The organism is Modestobacter muralis, assembly GCF_010682105.1.
GTDB lineage: Bacteria > Actinomycetota > Actinomycetes > Mycobacteriales > Geodermatophilaceae > Modestobacter > Modestobacter muralis.
Map to the genome: position 1 here is coordinate 499,616 of NZ_JAAGWH010000013.1, position 15,159 is coordinate 514,774.

Below are 15,159 nucleotides of genomic sequence, written 5' to 3' on the forward strand. Positions count from 1 at the left end.
GATCCGTCGACCCGGGGTGCTGTGCTGCTGCGGGACCTCGCGAGCGCGGTCACGTCCGGAGCTCCAGGACGGTCTGCCCGATCTTGATCGGCTGCCCGGGGGAGACGAGCAGCGGACCCTGCACACGCTGCTGGTCGAGGTAGGTGCCGTTGGTGGACCCGAGGTCCTCGACGTACCACTGCCCGCTGCGGTTGGTCAGCCGCGCGTGCCGGGAGGAGGCGAAGTCGTCGGTGAGCACGAGGGTCGAGTCGTCCGCGCGGCCGATCAGGATGGCCTGCTCCCCGAGGGTGATCCGGGTCCCGGTGAGCGGGCCGGCGGTGACGACGAGGTGCCGGGGGCCCCGGGAACCCCGCTTGCGGGCCGGTGCCGCACGGGGCGGCACCGACGCCACCCGGCCGGTGCGGCCACCGAACAGGTCGGCGCGCACCACCCGGAAGGCGGCGAAGACGAACAGCCAGAGCAACAGCAGGAAGCCGAAGCGGAAGGCCTGGAGCACGATCTCGGAGGTCACGATGCCATCCCGGCCCCGCGGTCCGCAGTCGGGCCTCTCACGCGCCGTCCTGCCGGTAGACCAGCACCGAGTGGCCGACCCGGATCACGTCGCCGTCGAAGAGCTCCTGGAACCCGACGCGGCGGCCGTTGACCAGGGTGCCGTTCGTCGAGCCCAGGTCCTGGACGGCGATCTGGTCACCGTCGAGCTGGACGTCGGCGTGCTTGCGGCTGACCCCGGTGTCGGGCAGCCGGATGTCGGCCTCGGTGCCGCGGCCCAGCACGTTGCTGCCCTGCTCGAGCACGTGCTTGGTGCCCGGGCCGTCGACGACGAGCAGGTGGGTGACCTGCGCCGCGGGGTGGCGGACCACCGGTGGCGGGGCCGCGACCGGGGCTCCGCCGCGCAGCGGGGGGAGCGGGGGCACGCCGGGCGGCGGGGGCGGCACGGCGGCCGGGGCGCCGCGGTGGCCGTCGTCGCCGACGTGCGAGGCGACCTCGAAGACGCCGGTGCGCAGCTCCTCGTCGCGCTCGAGGCGGACCTCGACGTCACCGAAGGTCTGGTAGCCCTCGCCCTCGATGTGCTCGCGGACCATGTCGGCGAGCTCGGCGGCCAGCTGCTCGGACCACTCGGCCAGGTTGTCGTGGTCGGTGGGGCCCAGGGTCACGACGAAGACGTTGGGGGCTAGGACGCGGCCACCGCCGAGGACCGAGCGCTGCTCGTCGGCCTCGCGCTGCAGGGCGTGGGCGATCTCGGCGGGGTGGACCTTGCCCTTGAAGACGCGGGCGAACGCCAGCCCGACCATGCCCTCGAGCCGTCGCTCGAAGCGCTGCAGCACACCCACAGTCGCTCCCTCGCGTTCGGCTGACCTCCCCGGTGCACCTGAGCGTCGATCGTAACCGGGGGAGGGTCGCCGGACCGTTCGCCGAGGCGCGGAGTCCGGTGGACGGGGGGTGTCCCCCGGAGCTCGCGGGACCGTTGTACCAGGGTGTCGGGCCCTGCGCCCCGGGCCGCGCCGGGAGGAGCCGACACGACCTGGCTGCGGGGTGGTCGACAGGGGCGCGCGCGGTGGCTGCTATCGTTCTTCCTCGCCAGGGCAAGTGGCGGAATGGCAGACGCGCACGGTTCAGGTCCGTGTGTCCGAGAGGACGTGGGGGTTCAAGTCCCCCCTTGCCCACCAGGACCCCTCCTCCGGGAGGGGGAACAGAGCGCCGGATGCCGCCAGGCACCGGCGCTCTTCCGTTCCCGCGGTCAACCGGGCAGCTGGTCCCTGCCGCGGCGCGTGAGCGTCTGGCTGAGCAGGACGACCCCCCAGGGCCCGATCACCCAGACCGGCCACGGGTAGAGGACCTGACCGGCGGAGACCGACGTGAGGGTCCAGACGCCGAGCACGATCACCGCGGTGACCAGCCAGTTCCGCCACGCGTCGGCCAGCTGGGCCCCGCCCGGGCCGGCGCAGGCGGAGGCGGAGGACGGCGGTGCCGACTGCTTCGTCAGCGACACCGGCGCGGTGGTCGGTGGCAGGTCGGTGGTCAGCGCGGCCAGCTCGCCGTAGGTGCGGGCGTCGTAGGCGCGGGCCAGTCGCTCGTCGTACTCGGCGACGGTCAGGCGGCCGGTGGTCATCGCGGCGCCCAGCCGGTCCGCGACCGCGGCCCGGTCGACGTCGGCGGCACGCAGGTGGGGCTCGGGCACGGGGTCCTCCTCGGATCGACGTCCCCAGTGTGGTGCCGGACACGGGCCCAGGACCACTGACGTCTGTCACCAGCTGAGGCGACGTTCCACGTGGAACGGACGCGGGTCGGCTGTGGTGAGCTGTGCGCTCCGGCCGTCTCCCTGGAGGACCCCATGTCGCTGGACCCGTCGTCGCCCGAGCAGCCCTGGCCCCGCACCGAGCCGCTGGAGGTCGAGGTGGCCGCCGGTGACGCCCGGCTGGTCGTGGACCTGCGCGGCGGGGGGCTGCGGGAGCTCGTCGTGGGGGACTGGCCCGTCGTCGACGGCTACCCCGCCGGCACGGTGCCCGCCGGACGGCGCGGCGGCGTGCTGCTGCCCTGGCCCAACCGGCTGCGCGGCGGCCGGTGGTCGTGGCGCGGCCGGGACCTGCAGCTGGACGTGGTCAGCGAGGCCTCGCCCAACGCCGTCCACGGGCTGGTCACCGCCCAGCGGTGGGAGGTGCTGGCGCAGCGGGCGGACGCCGTCACCGTCGGGACGACGATCGAGCAGCGCACCGGCTGGCCCTTCCGGCTGGCCGCGGCGGTCGACTACGAGCTGGCGCCGGGGCAGTTGACCGTCACGGTGCGGGTGCGCAACCCCGGCGACCAGGACGTCCCCTTCGGAGCGGGCATGCACCCCTACTTCTCCGTCGGCGCCGACGCCCCGGGGGACGTGTCGGCCGCCGAGCTCTCGGTGCCGGCCCGCACCGCGCTGGTGCTCGAGGGCGGCCTGCCCACCGGCGGGAGCCGGCCCTTCGACGGCGCGATCGGCCGCATCGGCGACCTCCCGATCGACACGGCGGTGACCGACCTGGTGCGTGACGACGACGGCTGGGCGCGCACCCGGCTCAGCGGCCCGGCCGGTGCGCTGACCGTGGCGGTCGACGCGGCCTGGCGCTGGCTGCAGGTCTACACCGGCGACACACTGCCGGCCGACCAGCGGCGGCGGAGCGTGGCCGTCGAGCCGATGACCTGCCCGCCCAACGCGCTGGCCGACGGTGTGGACGTGCTGGTCGTGGCGCCGGGGGAGACCTGGTCGGGCAGCTGGACGTGTGCGTGGACGCCGGCGTGACCAGCCCGTTGGAGGTCCTGGAGGTCTGGCGGTTCCCGGTCAAGTCGCTGCTGGGCGAGCGCCTGGAGCGGGCCGAGCTGGGCCCCGAGGGCGTGGCCGGCGACCGCGGCTGGGCGCTGTTCGACGTGGCCACCGGGTTCGGGCTCACCGCGCGCCGGGTCCCCGAGCTGCTGTTCGCCGCCGGCCGGCTGCTCCCCGACGGCACCGCCGAGGTGGTGCTCCCCGACGGCACGGCCACCGCCGAGGACGACGTCCTGTCGGACTGGGCCGGTCGCCGGGTGACCCTGCGGCCGGCCGCCGAGGTGCACGGGGACCGCCGCTACGAGAACCCGGCCGACGTCGACGACGAGGGCGGGCGGTGGAACCCCTTCTCCGGGGCCGACGGCGCCTTCCACGACAACGCCGACGCCCGGGTGACGTGTGTGTCCACCGGCACCCTGGGCGGCTGGGACCGGCGCCGCTTCCGGGCCAACCTCGTCCTGGCCGGTGCCGGGGAGGACGAGCTGGTGGGCCGGCGGGTGCAGGTGGGCACCGCGGAGCTCGACGTCGTCCGGCGGGTGCCGCGCTGCGTGATGACCACCCGGCCGCAGGGCGGCGGGATCGCCCGGGACACCGGGGTGCTCAAGACGATCCACCGGGAGCGTGGCGGGGCGCTCGCGGTGGGCGCCCTGATCACCCGGCCGGGCACGGTCGCGGTGGGCGATGGGGTCGACGCGGGCTGAGCCGGGGGAGGATGAGCGGGTGCGCACCATCGAGCTCCGCTCCGGCGAGGAGTCCATCCGGCTGGGTCAGCTGTTGAAGCTGGTCGACGCCGTGCCCTCCGGCGCCCAGGTCAAGGACGTGCTGGCCGCAGGCGACATCCGGGTCAACGGTGAGGTCGAGGACCGCCGCGGCCGGCAGGTCCGCCGCGGCGACGTCGTCTCCGTGGTCGATCAGGAGGACGTGCAGGTCAGCTGACCGGAACGACCCGGACGCGCTGGGTGACCGACGCGGCGGTGCGCGGGTGAGTTCACACAGATGTCACACAACCGGCGAGCGGCCCAGCGGGGAGCAGGCAAGCTGGAGGGAGCCCGGGCGGCGGTGCTGCGGAACCCGCCGCCCGGGACACTCTTCTCCCGCTCAGCTCTCCTGACCGGTCACGCGAGGGCCGGCAGGCGCAGCTCGGCGACGAGCGCCCGGTGGTCGCTCCCGGGCACGTGCACGACGTGCAGCCACTGCGGGGTGATCCGCTCGTCGACCAGCACGTGGTCCAGCGTCAGCCGTGGCCGGCCACCGTGGACCGGTGACCAGGTCGACCGCAGCCCCGCACCGGTCGCGCGGGCGACGTCGACCCAGCCGGACCGCAGCAGCCGGCGGAACGAGGCGTGGTCGGGTGTGGCGTTGAAGTCGCCGGCCAGCACCCGCAGGACGCCGTCCTCGGGGTCGGGGAGCTCGCGGAGGTCCTCCTCCCAGTCGGCCACCCGGGCCGGACCCTGCAGCGGCGGGTGCGTGTGCACCGCGGTGAGCTCGACGTCGAGGGCGCCGGGCACCGTCAGCCGGACCGCGGGCTGGCCGAAGCGACCCGGCACCATGGTTCGCTGCTGCACCTCCAGCCGCGTCCAGATCGCGCCCCCGGAGCCCGGCGGCTGCTCGGGCCCGGCCGGCATCACGTGGCCGTGCGGCAGCAGGTCGGCGATCCCGGCGTCGACGAGCGCGGTCACCCCCTCGGGCGTGACCTCCATCAGCGCCACGACGTCGGCGTCGTGCTCGCGGACGAGGGCGACCACCGTGGCGGCGTCGGCGCGGCCGTGCAGCGTGTTCAGCGAGACGACCCGCAGCCGCGGCCCGTCGGCGTCCGAGACCGGCGGGGTCGGCCGTGCCCGCGGCAGCACGGTGGCGCCGAGCACGAGGGCCGACCCGGCGGCCAGCGCGGTGACGCCCCGCGACCGGCTGAGCAGGGCCGCGGTCAGCGGCAGCACCGAGCTCAGGGCCGCCTGCGGGGTGAAGGACAGCGCCGGCACCAGCGGGAAGCCCCGCTCGGCACCGAGCGCGCGGAGGGCGGCGAACCCGGCCCACGGGGCGGTGAGCGCGAGCGCGACGCGGGCAGGGACACGCGGGGAGGGGCTCACGGTGCCATCGTGCCGGGCCGGGGCGGAACCGTCGCGCAGCGGTCCCGTGTTCATCTTCGTCCTGTAGGACGGACGCCGGACCAAGGCAACACGACGGTGACGCAGAGTTGAACGAGGAGTGAACGCCATGGCGGACGTACAACTGGAGATCGAGCAGAAGTTCGACGTCGAGGAAACGTTCGTCCTGCCCGACCTGTCCGGGGTGGCTGGTGTGGCCGAGGTGCGCGAGCCGGTCGAGCACCACCTCGACGCCGCCTACTACGACACCGCCGACCTGCGGCTGGCCCGCGCCCGGGTCACCCTGCGTCGGCGCACCGGTGGCACGGACGCCGGCTGGCACGTGAAGCTGCCGGCGGTGGCCGGCGCCCGCCGGGAGCTGCACTCCCCGGTCGGCCGCGCCGCCAGGACCCCGCCGAAGGCCGTGCTCGAGCCGGTGCTGGGCATCGTCCGGCAGGCGCCGGCCGCCCAGGTCGCCCTGCTGCGCACCCGCCGGGTGGTCACCGAGCTGGTCGACGCCGAGGGCCGGGTCCTGGCCGAGGTCGCCGACGACCACGTGACCGGCACCGCCTACCCCGCCGGCCCCGGCGAGGCCGCCGTCGTCACCACGTGGCGCGAGGTCGAGGTCGAGCTGGTCGACGGGGACGACGCGGTGCTCGTGGCCGTCGCCGAGGCGCTGCTGGACGCCGGCGCCCGCCCGGCGGACTCCCCGTCCAAGCTCTCCCGCGTGCTGGGCGACCGGCTGGCCACGCTGGCCCCCGAGCCGGTCACCCCCGCGGCGTCGCCGAAGAAGAAGGGCAAGAAGGGGAAGAAGCACGCGCCGGCCGCTGCCGCGGGCGACGTGGTCGCCGCAGCGCTGCGGAGCCAGGTCCAGGCGCTGTCCGACGCCGACCTGATGGTCCGCACCGGCCAGGCCGACGGCGTGCACCAGGTGCGGGTGGCCTGCCGCCGGCTGCGCAGCACGCTGGCCGCCTTCCGGCCGGTGCTCGACCGCACGCAGACCGACCCGGTGCGCGCGGAGCTGGCCGTGGTCGGCTCGGCCCTGTCGCCCACCCGGGACGCCGAGGTCGCCGTGGCCCACCTGCGCGAGCTGGTCGCCGGGCAGCCTCCCGAGCTGGTGCTCGGCCCGGTCGCGGCTCGGCTGCAGCAGCTCGCGGTCAAGGACGAGGCCGCCGGCGACGCCGCGGCCCGCAAGGTGCTCTCCGGAGCGGACTACCTGCGGCTGCGGGAGGACCTCGACGCACTGGTCGCCGAGCCGCCGCTGACCGCGGCCGCCGTTCGCCCGGCCGACGAGGTGCTGCGCGAGGTCGTGGCACGCACCGGCCGCCGGCTCGAACGGACGGTCGACCTCGCCCGCGACAGCGACACCGACGAGGCCCTGCACGACGTCCGCAAGGCCGCCAAGCGGCTGCGCTACACCGCCGAGGCCGCGGTGCCGGTGCTGGGGCGGCCGGTCGCGGAGCTGGTGACCGCGATCAAGGACGTGCAGGAGGTCCTCGGCGACCGGCAGGACACCTTCGTCACCCGCCCGCTGTGCGTCCAGCTCGGGCTGCAGGCCTTCGCCGCCGGGGAGAACGCCTGGACCTGGGGCCGGCTGCACGCGCTGGAGCAGGCCCGGTCCGAGGAGTCCGAGCGGGAGTTCTGGGTCCGCTGGCCCCAGCTGCGCCCCGCGCTGCGGACCGCGACGACGTAGCGTCGGGCGGACCGTCCGCCACCGCTCGAGGAGCCCCCGCTGTCCCTGATCCGACTGCTGGGGTTCGGCACGGTCGTGCTGCTGGCCATGGCCCTGCTGCACGCCTACCTCTGGTGGCGGCTGGTCCGCGGCACGACCACCCCGGGGCGCACCCGGCGGCGGCTGACCCTGCTGCTGGCCGGCCTCGGGCTGCTGGTCGTGCTGACCGTGGTGCTGAGCGGCCAGGTGCCGCTGGCGGTGGCCACACCGTTGAACTGGGTGGGCTACAGCTGGCTCGGGCTGGCGTTCTACCTGTTCCTCGCCGTCCTGGTGACCGAGCCGGTGCGCCTGGTGGCCCGCGTGGTGCAGGCCGTCCGGCGCCGGCGTGGCCCGGCGGTGGCTGCGCCCGTCGCCGTCACGTCCCCCGCTGTCGCGCCGGTCGCTGCCGAGCCCGCCGCCGTGGCCCCGGCCGGGAGCTCCGCCGTCCCCGATCCGGGACGGCGGCTGTTCCTGGCCCGCACGCTCGCCGTCGGGGCCGGCGCGGTCGCGGTGGGGACGGCGGGCGCCGGCGCGGTGTCCGCCAACTCCGCGCCCGTCGTCCGGCGGATCCCGATCCACCTCCCGCGGCTGGACCCGGCGCTGGCCGGGTTCCGGATCGTCACCTTCTCCGACGGGCACCTCCCCGCGACCTACGGCGGGCGGCGGTTCGAGCGGGTGGTGGAGACGGTCAACGCCCAGCGCCCGGACGTCGTCGCGATCGTCGGGGACCTGGTCGACGACTCCGTCGAGGAGCTGCGCGAGGACGTCGCGCCGCTGGGCGACCTGGTCAGCTAGCAGGGCCGGGACGACGCCGTCCCGGTCGTGCTGCTGGCCCACCAGCCGGTGCAGGTCGAGCAGGCCCGGCTGGCCGGGGTCGACCTGCAGCTGTCCGGGCACACCCACGGCGGCCAGCTGTGGCCCTTCGACTACGCCGTGCGGCTCGACCAGCCGGTCACCGAGGGCTGGTCGCAGCAGGGCCCGACCCAGCTGTACGTGACCACCGGCGCCGGCTATTGGGGTCCGCCGATGCGTGTCGGCGGCCACCCGGAGGTCACCGTCATCGAGCTCCAGCCCGGCGACCCGGTCCGCCCGCGCCGCTGAACGTCGGCATTGGTACCAACACCTGCGTTCCACGCCCTGACACGCAGGTGTTGGTACCAACGCCTGGGCTGTGCCGAGCGGGCGGGGCCCGCCGTCAGCCGGTGAAGGCGGAGAGCTCGGCGATGCGGTCCGGCGGGACCGTCTTCAGCCGCGCGACGGCCTCCTTGAGCGGCACCAGGGCGATCTCCGTGCCGTGCAGGGCGACCATGTTGCCGAAGTCGCCGCGGTGCGCGGCGTGGGCGGCGTGCATGCCGAAGCGGGTGGCCAGCACCCGGTCGAAGGACGTCGGCGTGCCACCGCGCTGCACGTGGCCGAGCACCGTGGTGCGCACCTCCTTGCCGCTGCGCGCCTCCAGCTCCCAGCCCAGCTGCTGGGCCACGCCGGTGAACCGCCGGTGCCCGAACTCGTCGATGCCGCCGTCGCGCAGCTCCATGGTGCCGGGCTTGGGGGTGGCGCCCTCGCTGATGACGGCGATGACGTGGGTGTCCCCGCGGTCGAAGCGGGCGCTGATCAGCTGGCAGATCTCCTCGACGTCGAAGGGCTGCTCGGGCATGAGGATCAGGTGCGCGCCGGCGGCCATCCCGGCGTGCATGGCGATCCAGCCGGCGTGCCGGCCCATGACCTCGACCAGGAGCACGCGCTGGTGGGACTCGGCGGTGGTGTGCAGCCGGTCGATCATGTCGGTGGCGATGCTGACGGCGGTGTCGAACCCGAACGTCAGGTCGGTGCAGTCGATGTCGTTGTCGATCGTCTTCGGGACGCCGACCACCGGGACGCCCTCGTCGGACAGCCAGGCCGCGGCGGTCAGCGTGCCCTCGCCGCCGATGGGGATCAGCACGTCGATGCCGTGGTCGTCGAGCACCTGGCGGGTGCGTCCCAGCCCGTCGTGCAGGGCCTGGGGAGCCGCGCGCATGGTGCCCAGCGTCGTCCCGCCGCGGGTGAGCAGCTTGTCGACCTTGCCGATGTCGAGCGGGGTGGCCTCGTCGTCGAGCAGTCCGCGCCAGCCGTTGCGGAAGCCGATGACCTCGCTGCCGTACTCGATGACCGACGTCCGGACCACCGCCCGCAGGACGGCGTTGAGGCCGGGGCAGTCGCCACCGCCGGTCAGCACTCCGATGCGCATGAGCTCTCTCCTCCGGGCGTGCCAGTGGTCCAGGACACACCGTACGTCATGACGTCTTGATGACCAGACGTGTGCCGTAACGTCCTGTCCCGTGTCGAGCTCCGAGGGGGGACCCAAGTACCTCGCCGTGCGCGAGGCGCTGCGGCGACGGGCCTCCGCGTTGCCCGAGCACACCCTCCTCCCTCCCGAGCCGGTGCTGTGCGCCGAGTACGGCGTCAGCCGGATCACGCTGCGCCGGGCGGTCGACGGTCTGGTCGCCGACGGGCACCTGGTGCGCGAGCAGGGGCGGGGGACGTTCGTCAGCCGGCCGGGCATCCGGCACGAGTACCGCGAGAGCTTCGTGCACCGGATCGCCGGGTTCCACTCGGTGATGACCGAGCAGGGCGCGCAGGTGGGCACCACCGTGCTGACCCAGCGGGTGGTGCCGGCCGCGCCCGCCATCGCCGCCGAGCTGTCGATGGGCCCGGCCGAGGACGTCGTGGAGCTGGTCCGGCTGCGCAGCGTCGACGGGCTGCCCAACCACGTCGTCCGCAGCTTCCTGCCGGCCGCGCGCTACCCGAAGGCGGCGACCGAGGACTTCGGGCACGGCTCGCTGTACGAGTTCCTGCGTCGGGAGTACGCCGCCGACCTGGCGCACGCCCGGATCATGGTCGACGTCGGGACGGCGGCAGCCGACGAGGCCGGCGTCCTGGACGTGACCACCGGCTCCCCGCTGCTGGTCGTGCGCACCACCGTGCGGGACCGCAGCGGCCACCCGCTGGTGCACTCCTTCTCCCGGCTGCGGCCCGACGTCAGCCAGGTCGAGTTCGAGGTCTCCGTGGGCGGTCGGTGAGCCGGTCGCCGGGGTAGGGGGCTCCCCATGACCGTCAGCTACTTCGCCCTGTACCAGACCCCTGACGACCCGGCCGGCTTCGAGGAGCGGTACGCCGCCGTCCACACCGGGCTCGTGCAGCAGACCGCCGGCCTGGTCGAGAACCGGGTCCACTCGGTCACCCGCCAGGTCGTCGGCAAGCCCGCCTGGCACCTGGTCGCCGAGTTCGTCTTCGACTCCCAGGACGCGCTGGACGCCGCCCTGGCCTCGTCCGAGTGGGCCTCGGCGTGGGACGAGGTGCCGGGCGGGGCGGACTCGGTGGCCATGTTCGCGGCCCAGCCGCACGGTGCCGGGGCCGCGACCCCCAGCTGAGCCGGGCGGCTCAGGGGCTCAGCGGCGCCGGGTCCGCCGGGTCGGTGGCCAGCCACCGCCGGTGCTCCTGCAGCAGCTCCCGGTCCAGCGCGTGACCCACGTGCAGGGCCAGGTCGGCGGCGACCGCGCGCACCGCGCCGTCCAGCTCGCGCCGCTGGGTCCAGCCCAGCGCCAGCGCCCCGATCGCGCTGTGCTGCCCCAGCACCAGCGGTGTGGCCAGCACCGTCTCGGTGCCGGGGGCCAGCGGCGCCAGCTGCGGGAACTCGTCGCCGGCTTCGGCCAGGGTCGCCACGGTGACCAGTCGGCGCTCGGTCATCGCGGCGGTGAGCGGGTGCGGGTCGGTCAGCGTCAGGGTCACCACCGGCTCGGGCGAGGGCGGTGCACCGGCGGTGGCCGACCAGACCCGCACGTCGGCGCAGCCGGACTCGGCCACGCCCAGGAGGACCGTGCGGCTGCCCAGGGGCGAGCGGACGAACCGGTCGACGGCGCGGAGGACCTCCGGCAGCGAGCCGGCGGTCAGCAGTGCGCCGCTGAGCCGGGCGACCAGCCGGGTGCGGTCGGCCTCGGCCTCCGCCTCGACCAGCATGCTGCGAGCACGTTCGGCCGCTGCCCGGGCCGTACCGTCGTCCCGGACGGCGGCAGCCAGGGCCTCGCGCTCGGCCAGCTCGACGGCCTGCACCTGCAGCTGACGGGAGCCCTCGGCGGCGAGCCGGCGCAGCGCCTCCAGCTCGGCCGCCGTCCAGTCCCGGGGCTGGAGGTCGCAGGCGACCAGGACCCCGATGGGCCGGCCCTGCGCCCCCCACAGCGGCATGCCGGCGTAGGCGACCACGCCCAGCTCGCGCACCGACGGGCTCTCCGCGGTGGCGGGGTCCTCCCGTGCGTCGCGCAGGACCAGCGGTTCCCCGGTGGTGGTGACCCGCTGGCTCAGCGAGTGGGTCAGCGGCATCGACCGGCGGGTCGCCCACGGCTCGGGCAGCCCGAACGCCCCGGGGATCACCTGCCCGGCCTTGGAGACCAGCACGACCAGCGACCGGTCGACGCCCAGCCGGCGGGCGACGGTCGCGGCGAGCCGGTCGAACCCCTCGTCGGCCAGGGCCGGGAGCGGGGCCCAGGTGGGCAGCTCGTAGTCGGTGCCCATCGCCGTCCCCCTCCCTCGTGTCGTCGCTGCCGGCTGAGCTGAGAGCGCTCATCCGTTGGGAGCAGGCAGATGCTGTCAGACTCCAGGGGCCTGTGCCGGGCACCGGGAGGGGGCGACGTGCAGCACTTCGGGGGTGGTCCGGCGTCCGGCGTGCGCGCCGTGCTCGACGACCGGTCCGTGACCAGCGTCTTCCAGCCGATCGTGGAGCTCGACAGCGGCACGGTGGTCGCCTACGAGGCGCTCGCCCGGGGTCCGGAGGGCCCGCTGCACGCACCCGACGACCTCTTCGCCGCCGCCCGGGCCGAGGGCTGCCTGACCGAGCTGGACCAGGCGTGCCGGGCCGCGGCGCTGCGGGGTGCGGCCCGGGCGGGCCTGCTCGCGCCGCTGACCGTCTTCGTCAACGTCGAGCCCGACGCGCTGGACGACGAGCCGCTGGCCGCGCTGTTCGACCGGGCCGACCGCTTCGCCGGGGGCCTGCGGGTGGTCCTGGAGATCACCGAGCGGGCACTGGCCGCACGCCCGGCGGAGCTGCTGCGCACGGTGTCCCGGGTCCGGGAGCACGGCTGGGCGGTCGCGCTGGACGACGTCGGGTCGGAGTCGCTGTCGCTGGCGTTCATGCCGCTGCTGCGCCCGGACGTGGTGAAGCTGGACCTGCGGCTGGTGCAGGAGCGCCCCGGCCCGGCGATCGCGGAGATCATGAACGCGGTCAACGCCTACGCCGAGTCCAGCGGTGCGGTGCTGCTGGCCGAGGGGATCGAGAACGAGCAGCACCTGGCCACGGCCCGGGCGCTGGGCGCGACGCTCGGGCAGGGCTGGCTGTTCGGCCGTCCCGGCACCGGGCTCGCCACCGGCCGGCGGGCCGGGGCGCTGCGGCTGCCCCCGCCGCGTCCCTCCGACCCGCCGTGCGACGCCGTGTCGCCGTTCGACTGCCTGCCGGCCGGTGCGCCGGTGCGGGAGGCGCCCAAGGCGCTGCTGGTCGAGGTGAGCAAGCAGTTGGAGCGGCAGGCCATGCGGCTGGGGGAGACCTCGGTGCTGGTGACCGCCTTCCAGGCCGCCGGGCACGTCACCCCGGCCACCCGGCTGCGCTACCGGGACGTCGTCGAGCGGGTCGGGTTCGTCGCCGCGCTGGCCGAGGGGATGACCGGCGAGCCGATCCCCGGCCTGCGGAACGCCGACCTGCGGGCCGACGACCCGGTGCGCCGCGAGTGGGACATCGTGGTGCTGAGCCCGCACTTCAGCGCGGCCCTGCTGGCCCGCGACCTGGGCGACACCGGGGTGGAGAGCGAGCGGCGGTTCGACTTCGCGCTGACCTACGAGCGGGACACCGTCGTGCGCGCCGCGCGGGCGCTGCTGTCCCGCGTCGCGCCGCGGCCGGAGGAGCCGGCGGCCCCCGCCCCGGTCGCCGTCGACCGGCCGGCGGCCCCGGCCGGCGCCGGTGACCCCGGCGAGGGGCTGCTGCACCGGGCGCTGGCCGCGGTGAGCACCGGGATCACCATCGCCGACCTCCAGCAGCCCGACCAGCCCCTGGTCTACGTGAACCCCGCGTTCGAGCGGCTGTCCGGCCACGCCGCCGACGCGGTCATGGGCCGCAACTGCCGCTTCCTGCAGGTGCCGGACACCGACCCGGCGGCCATCGCCCGGCTCCGCGCCGCGATCGACGCCGGTGAGGAGGTCCGCGAGGTGCTGCTCAACCGCCGGGCCGACGGCAGCACCTGGTGGAACGACTGCCACCTGACCCCCGTCACCGACGCCGACGGGCGGGTCACGCAGTACATCGGCGTCCAGACCGACGTCACCGCCCAGGTGGAGGCCGAGCGCGCGCTGGTCACCGAGCAGGAGCGCAGCCGGCGCTATGAGGCCCAGCTCGCCCGGCTGGGCGCCCAGCTCGGCGGCACCCTGGTGGCCCTGCCGGCTCAGACGTCGACGGAGTCGCCGGGGGCCAGGCGCGCGTAGGGCGTGGGCTGGCCCGGGCCGCGCTCGCCGAAGAGGCCGGTGAGCAGACCGAGGCCGGTGTCGTTGAGCAGCCCGTCGTGCACCGCGTAGGCACGCTCGGCGCGCACCTCGCGCAGGTAGTCGATCAGCTCCCCGGTCTTGGACCAGGGCGCGTGCGCCGGCAGCAGCAGCGTGGGGACGGCGACCTCCGGCACGGTGAGCGCGTCGCCGGGGTGGAACACCTGGCCCTCCACCAGGAAGCCGACGTTGCGCACCCGCGGGAGGTCCGGGTGGATGACCGCGTGCCACTCGCCGTGCACGGAGACCTCGAACCCGGCGGCGGTGAAGGTGTCGCCGGGGCCCACGACGTGCACGCGGGAGCCGGCGCCGCCCAGCTGCTCGGCGACCGAGGCGTTGGTCCACACCTCCAGGGCCGGGTCGGCCTCCAGCGCGGCCCGCACCTTCGCCGGGACGACGTGGTCGGCGTGCTCGTGGGTGACCAGCAGCGCCGAGGCGCCGGCCCAGGCGTCGTCCGCGGTGAACGCGCCGGGGTCGACGACCAGCCGGCGGTCGTCGGCGGAGAGGACGACGCAGGCGTGTCCGTGCTTGGTGAGCTGCACCGGGGCCTCCAACGGGTGAGGGGTGGGTCTGCACCGTCCCACGGCGGGGCGGGCATGTGTCGGGCAGGCATCCGGTCGTGTGACGTCCGGGTTGCACGCTCAACCACGGGCGGTCGGCTGCCGACAAGAGGTCATGAGCACCTCGACCCCGACCCTGGTGGCAGCGCGCAGTCGAGCGCACGGACCGGCCGCGGCCCTGTGGCACGCGGTGGAGGTGCACCGGCCCGCGGCCGAGGTCGACGCCGCGTGCGAGCTGGCCCTGTGCGGTGCGCTGGCGCGCGTGGACGTCGACCAGCCGTGGCCGCCGGCCGCGCCCGACGTCTGCCCGGCCTGCGCCACCGCCTGACCCCTCCGCGCGGGACGGTCGCCCGACCCTCGCCGCCGGCGCGCGGGCGCCTCGCTACCGTCCCGGGGTGCACCTGGCGCTCGAGCTGCTCGTCCTCGCGTTCGGCAGCGCCTCCTACGTCGTCGGTGCCCGCGACATCCTGGTCCGCGGGTACGCACCGAGCGTCTTCAGCCGGGTCGTCTGGCTGCTGCTGGCCGGTGTCAGTCTCGCCGGGGTGGTCGGCAGCGGGAGCGGCTCCGGCGCGGTCCTGCTCGCCGGCGTCTTCCTGGCCGGCAACGCCGTCATCTGCCTGCTGAGCCTGTGGAAGGGCACCCGCGGGATCGGCCGGCTCGAGCACGTCTGCCTGGCGATCCTCGTGGTGAGCGTCGTGGTGTGGCTGGTGTTCGACGCCCCACTGGTCAGCCTGGTGATCAGCCTGCTGGCGCACCTCGTCGGCGGCGTGCCGACCTACCGCCGCGCGTGGCGGCGACCGGCCAGCGAGAGCGCCGGCTTCTGGTCGCTGTTCCTCCTCGCCAGCGTCTTCAGCCTGCTGGCGACCCTGGGGGAGCCGGCGCAGTCCCTGGTCTTCCCGCTCTACTTCGTCCTGTTCGACGGGGGCATGACCGCACTGGCCCTGCGGCGACAGCAGTAGT

At 75.4% G+C, this 15,159-nt stretch carries 18 protein-coding genes and 1 tRNA gene; 12 read left to right on the plus strand and 7 right to left on the minus strand.

The window, feature by feature from the left end; genetic code table 11:
- Positions 1 to 49: 49 nt before the first annotated feature.
- Both GCU67_RS06490 and GCU67_RS06495 read right to left on the minus strand, forming a co-directional pair.
- Positions 50 to 511, minus strand: coding sequence for an FHA domain-containing protein FhaB/FipA (locus GCU67_RS06490; protein ID WP_163610219.1), 462 nt, complete (start codon positions 509 to 511; stop codon positions 50 to 52).
- Between the two features lie 37 nt (positions 512 to 548).
- Positions 549 to 1,331, minus strand: a complete 783-nt coding sequence (locus tag GCU67_RS06495) for an FhaA domain-containing protein (RefSeq protein ID WP_163610220.1) — start codon at positions 1,329 to 1,331, stop codon at positions 549 to 551.
- 250 nt (positions 1,332 to 1,581) lie between these two features.
- Between GCU67_RS06495 and GCU67_RS06500 the strand changes: the two genes are divergently transcribed.
- Positions 1,582 to 1,667, plus strand: a tRNA-Leu gene (locus GCU67_RS06500).
- A 71-nt stretch (positions 1,668 to 1,738) separates the two neighbouring features.
- Here the strand turns inward: GCU67_RS06500 and GCU67_RS06505 are convergent.
- Positions 1,739 to 2,179, minus strand: coding sequence for a DUF1707 domain-containing protein (locus tag GCU67_RS06505; protein WP_163610221.1), 441 nt, complete (start codon positions 2,177 to 2,179; stop codon positions 1,739 to 1,741).
- Positions 2,180 to 2,332: 153 nt separating this feature from the next.
- On the opposite strand from GCU67_RS06505, the gene GCU67_RS06510 reads away from it, so the two are divergent.
- From GCU67_RS06510 to GCU67_RS06520, 3 genes are read left to right on the plus strand one after another with little or no spacing between them, the layout of a single operon-like run.
- A complete protein-coding gene (locus GCU67_RS06510) occupies positions 2,333 to 3,268 on the plus strand; it encodes an aldose epimerase family protein (RefSeq protein ID WP_163610222.1) in 936 nt (311 codons plus the stop codon).
- Positions 3,265 to 3,990 carry an MOSC domain-containing protein gene (locus GCU67_RS06515; RefSeq protein WP_338104817.1) on the plus strand — a complete coding sequence of 242 codons (726 nt, stop codon included), beginning with the start codon at positions 3,265 to 3,267 and terminating at the stop codon, positions 3,988 to 3,990. Before GCU67_RS06510 ends, GCU67_RS06515 begins: the two co-directional genes overlap by 4 nt.
- Before the next feature lie 19 nt (positions 3,991 to 4,009).
- Entirely contained in the window at positions 4,010 to 4,225 is a 216-nt protein-coding gene (locus tag GCU67_RS06520; protein ID WP_338104818.1) for an RNA-binding S4 domain-containing protein, read from the plus strand.
- A 179-nt stretch (positions 4,226 to 4,404) separates the two neighbouring features.
- Here GCU67_RS06520 and GCU67_RS06525 read toward each other — a convergent pair whose 3' ends face one another.
- Positions 4,405 to 5,376 carry an endonuclease/exonuclease/phosphatase family protein gene (locus GCU67_RS06525; protein WP_338104819.1) on the minus strand — a complete coding sequence of 324 codons (972 nt, stop codon included), beginning with the start codon at positions 5,374 to 5,376 and terminating at the stop codon, positions 4,405 to 4,407.
- A 127-nt stretch (positions 5,377 to 5,503) separates the two neighbouring features.
- Between GCU67_RS06525 and GCU67_RS06530 the strand changes: the two genes are divergently transcribed.
- From GCU67_RS06530 to GCU67_RS21675, 3 genes are all read left to right on the plus strand, one after another.
- Entirely contained in the window at positions 5,504 to 7,066 is a 1,563-nt protein-coding gene (locus tag GCU67_RS06530) for a CYTH and CHAD domain-containing protein (RefSeq protein ID WP_163610225.1), read from the plus strand.
- An 87-nt stretch (positions 7,067 to 7,153) separates the two neighbouring features.
- On the plus strand, positions 7,154 to 7,879 hold the full coding sequence (locus tag GCU67_RS06535; RefSeq protein WP_246214591.1) for a metallophosphoesterase family protein: 726 nt from the start codon (positions 7,154 to 7,156) through the stop codon (positions 7,877 to 7,879).
- Between the two features lie 27 nt (positions 7,880 to 7,906).
- Complete coding sequence (locus GCU67_RS21675) at positions 7,907 to 8,185, plus strand: metallophosphoesterase family protein (RefSeq protein WP_246214592.1); 279 nt, start codon at positions 7,907 to 7,909, stop codon at positions 8,183 to 8,185.
- Positions 8,186 to 8,279: 94 nt separating this feature from the next.
- On the opposite strand, the gene GCU67_RS06540 is transcribed toward GCU67_RS21675, so the two are convergent.
- Positions 8,280 to 9,308, minus strand: coding sequence for an ATP-dependent 6-phosphofructokinase (locus GCU67_RS06540; RefSeq protein ID WP_163610226.1), 1,029 nt, complete (start codon positions 9,306 to 9,308; stop codon positions 8,280 to 8,282).
- 91 nt (positions 9,309 to 9,399) lie between these two features.
- Here GCU67_RS06540 and GCU67_RS22725 point away from each other — a divergent pair, with 91 nt between their 5' ends.
- A complete protein-coding gene (locus GCU67_RS22725) occupies positions 9,400 to 10,140 on the plus strand; it encodes a UTRA domain-containing protein (RefSeq protein WP_163610227.1) in 741 nt (246 codons plus the stop codon).
- Between the two features lie 27 nt (positions 10,141 to 10,167).
- Positions 10,168 to 10,491 (plus strand): EthD family reductase, encoded by a 324-nt coding sequence (locus GCU67_RS06550; protein WP_163610228.1) that lies wholly within the window; start codon positions 10,168 to 10,170, stop codon positions 10,489 to 10,491.
- A gap of 10 nt (positions 10,492 to 10,501) precedes the next feature.
- Here the strand turns inward: GCU67_RS06550 and GCU67_RS06555 are convergent, their stop codons facing one another.
- Positions 10,502 to 11,629, minus strand: coding sequence for a GAF domain-containing protein (locus GCU67_RS06555; protein ID WP_163610229.1), 1,128 nt, complete (start codon positions 11,627 to 11,629; stop codon positions 10,502 to 10,504).
- A 117-nt stretch (positions 11,630 to 11,746) separates the two neighbouring features.
- Between GCU67_RS06555 and GCU67_RS06560 the strand changes: the two genes are divergently transcribed.
- The gene (locus GCU67_RS06560) at positions 11,747 to 13,582 is read left to right on the plus strand and encodes an EAL domain-containing protein (RefSeq protein ID WP_338104820.1); all 1,836 of its coding nucleotides are present in this window, start codon (positions 11,747 to 11,749) and stop codon (positions 13,580 to 13,582) included.
- Here the strand turns inward: GCU67_RS06560 and GCU67_RS06565 are convergent.
- Positions 13,543 to 14,181: an MBL fold metallo-hydrolase gene (locus GCU67_RS06565; RefSeq protein WP_163610231.1), complete on the minus strand. Its 639-nt coding sequence runs from the start codon at positions 14,179 to 14,181 to the stop codon at positions 13,543 to 13,545. The two genes, GCU67_RS06560 and GCU67_RS06565, sit on opposite strands and share 40 nt — an antisense overlap.
- A 133-nt stretch (positions 14,182 to 14,314) precedes the next feature.
- Here GCU67_RS06565 and GCU67_RS06570 point away from each other — a divergent pair, with 133 nt between their 5' ends.
- Together GCU67_RS06570 and GCU67_RS06575 are read left to right on the plus strand one after the other, a co-directional pair.
- Positions 14,315 to 14,527 carry a hypothetical protein gene (locus tag GCU67_RS06570; protein WP_163610232.1) on the plus strand — a complete coding sequence of 71 codons (213 nt, stop codon included), beginning with the start codon at positions 14,315 to 14,317 and terminating at the stop codon, positions 14,525 to 14,527.
- Positions 14,528 to 14,594: 67 nt separating this feature from the next.
- On the plus strand, positions 14,595 to 15,158 hold the full coding sequence (locus GCU67_RS06575) for a hypothetical protein (RefSeq protein WP_163610233.1): 564 nt from the start codon (positions 14,595 to 14,597) through the stop codon (positions 15,156 to 15,158).
- Position 15,159 lies beyond the last annotated feature (1 nt).

Excerpts from the sequence above, each read along its gene's own strand:
- GCU67_RS06510 (WP_163610222.1), top strand. The coding sequence starts at position 2,333 with ATGTCGCTGGACCCGTCGTCGCCCGAGCAGCCCTGGCCCCGCACCGAG.
- GCU67_RS06530 (WP_163610225.1), top strand. The coding sequence starts at position 5,504 with ATGGCGGACGTACAACTGGAGATCGAGCAGAAGTTCGACGTCGAGGAA.
- GCU67_RS06535 (WP_246214591.1), top strand. The coding sequence starts at position 7,154 with ATGGCCCTGCTGCACGCCTACCTCTGGTGGCGGCTGGTCCGCGGCACG.
- GCU67_RS06540 (WP_163610226.1), bottom strand. The coding sequence starts at position 9,308 with ATGCGCATCGGAGTGCTGACCGGCGGTGGCGACTGCCCCGGCCTCAAC.
- GCU67_RS06550 (WP_163610228.1), top strand. The coding sequence starts at position 10,168 with ATGACCGTCAGCTACTTCGCCCTGTACCAGACCCCTGACGACCCGGCC.
- GCU67_RS06555 (WP_163610229.1), bottom strand. The coding sequence starts at position 11,629 with ATGGGCACCGACTACGAGCTGCCCACCTGGGCCCCGCTCCCGGCCCTG.
- GCU67_RS06570 (WP_163610232.1), top strand. The coding sequence starts at position 14,315 with ATGAGCACCTCGACCCCGACCCTGGTGGCAGCGCGCAGTCGAGCGCAC.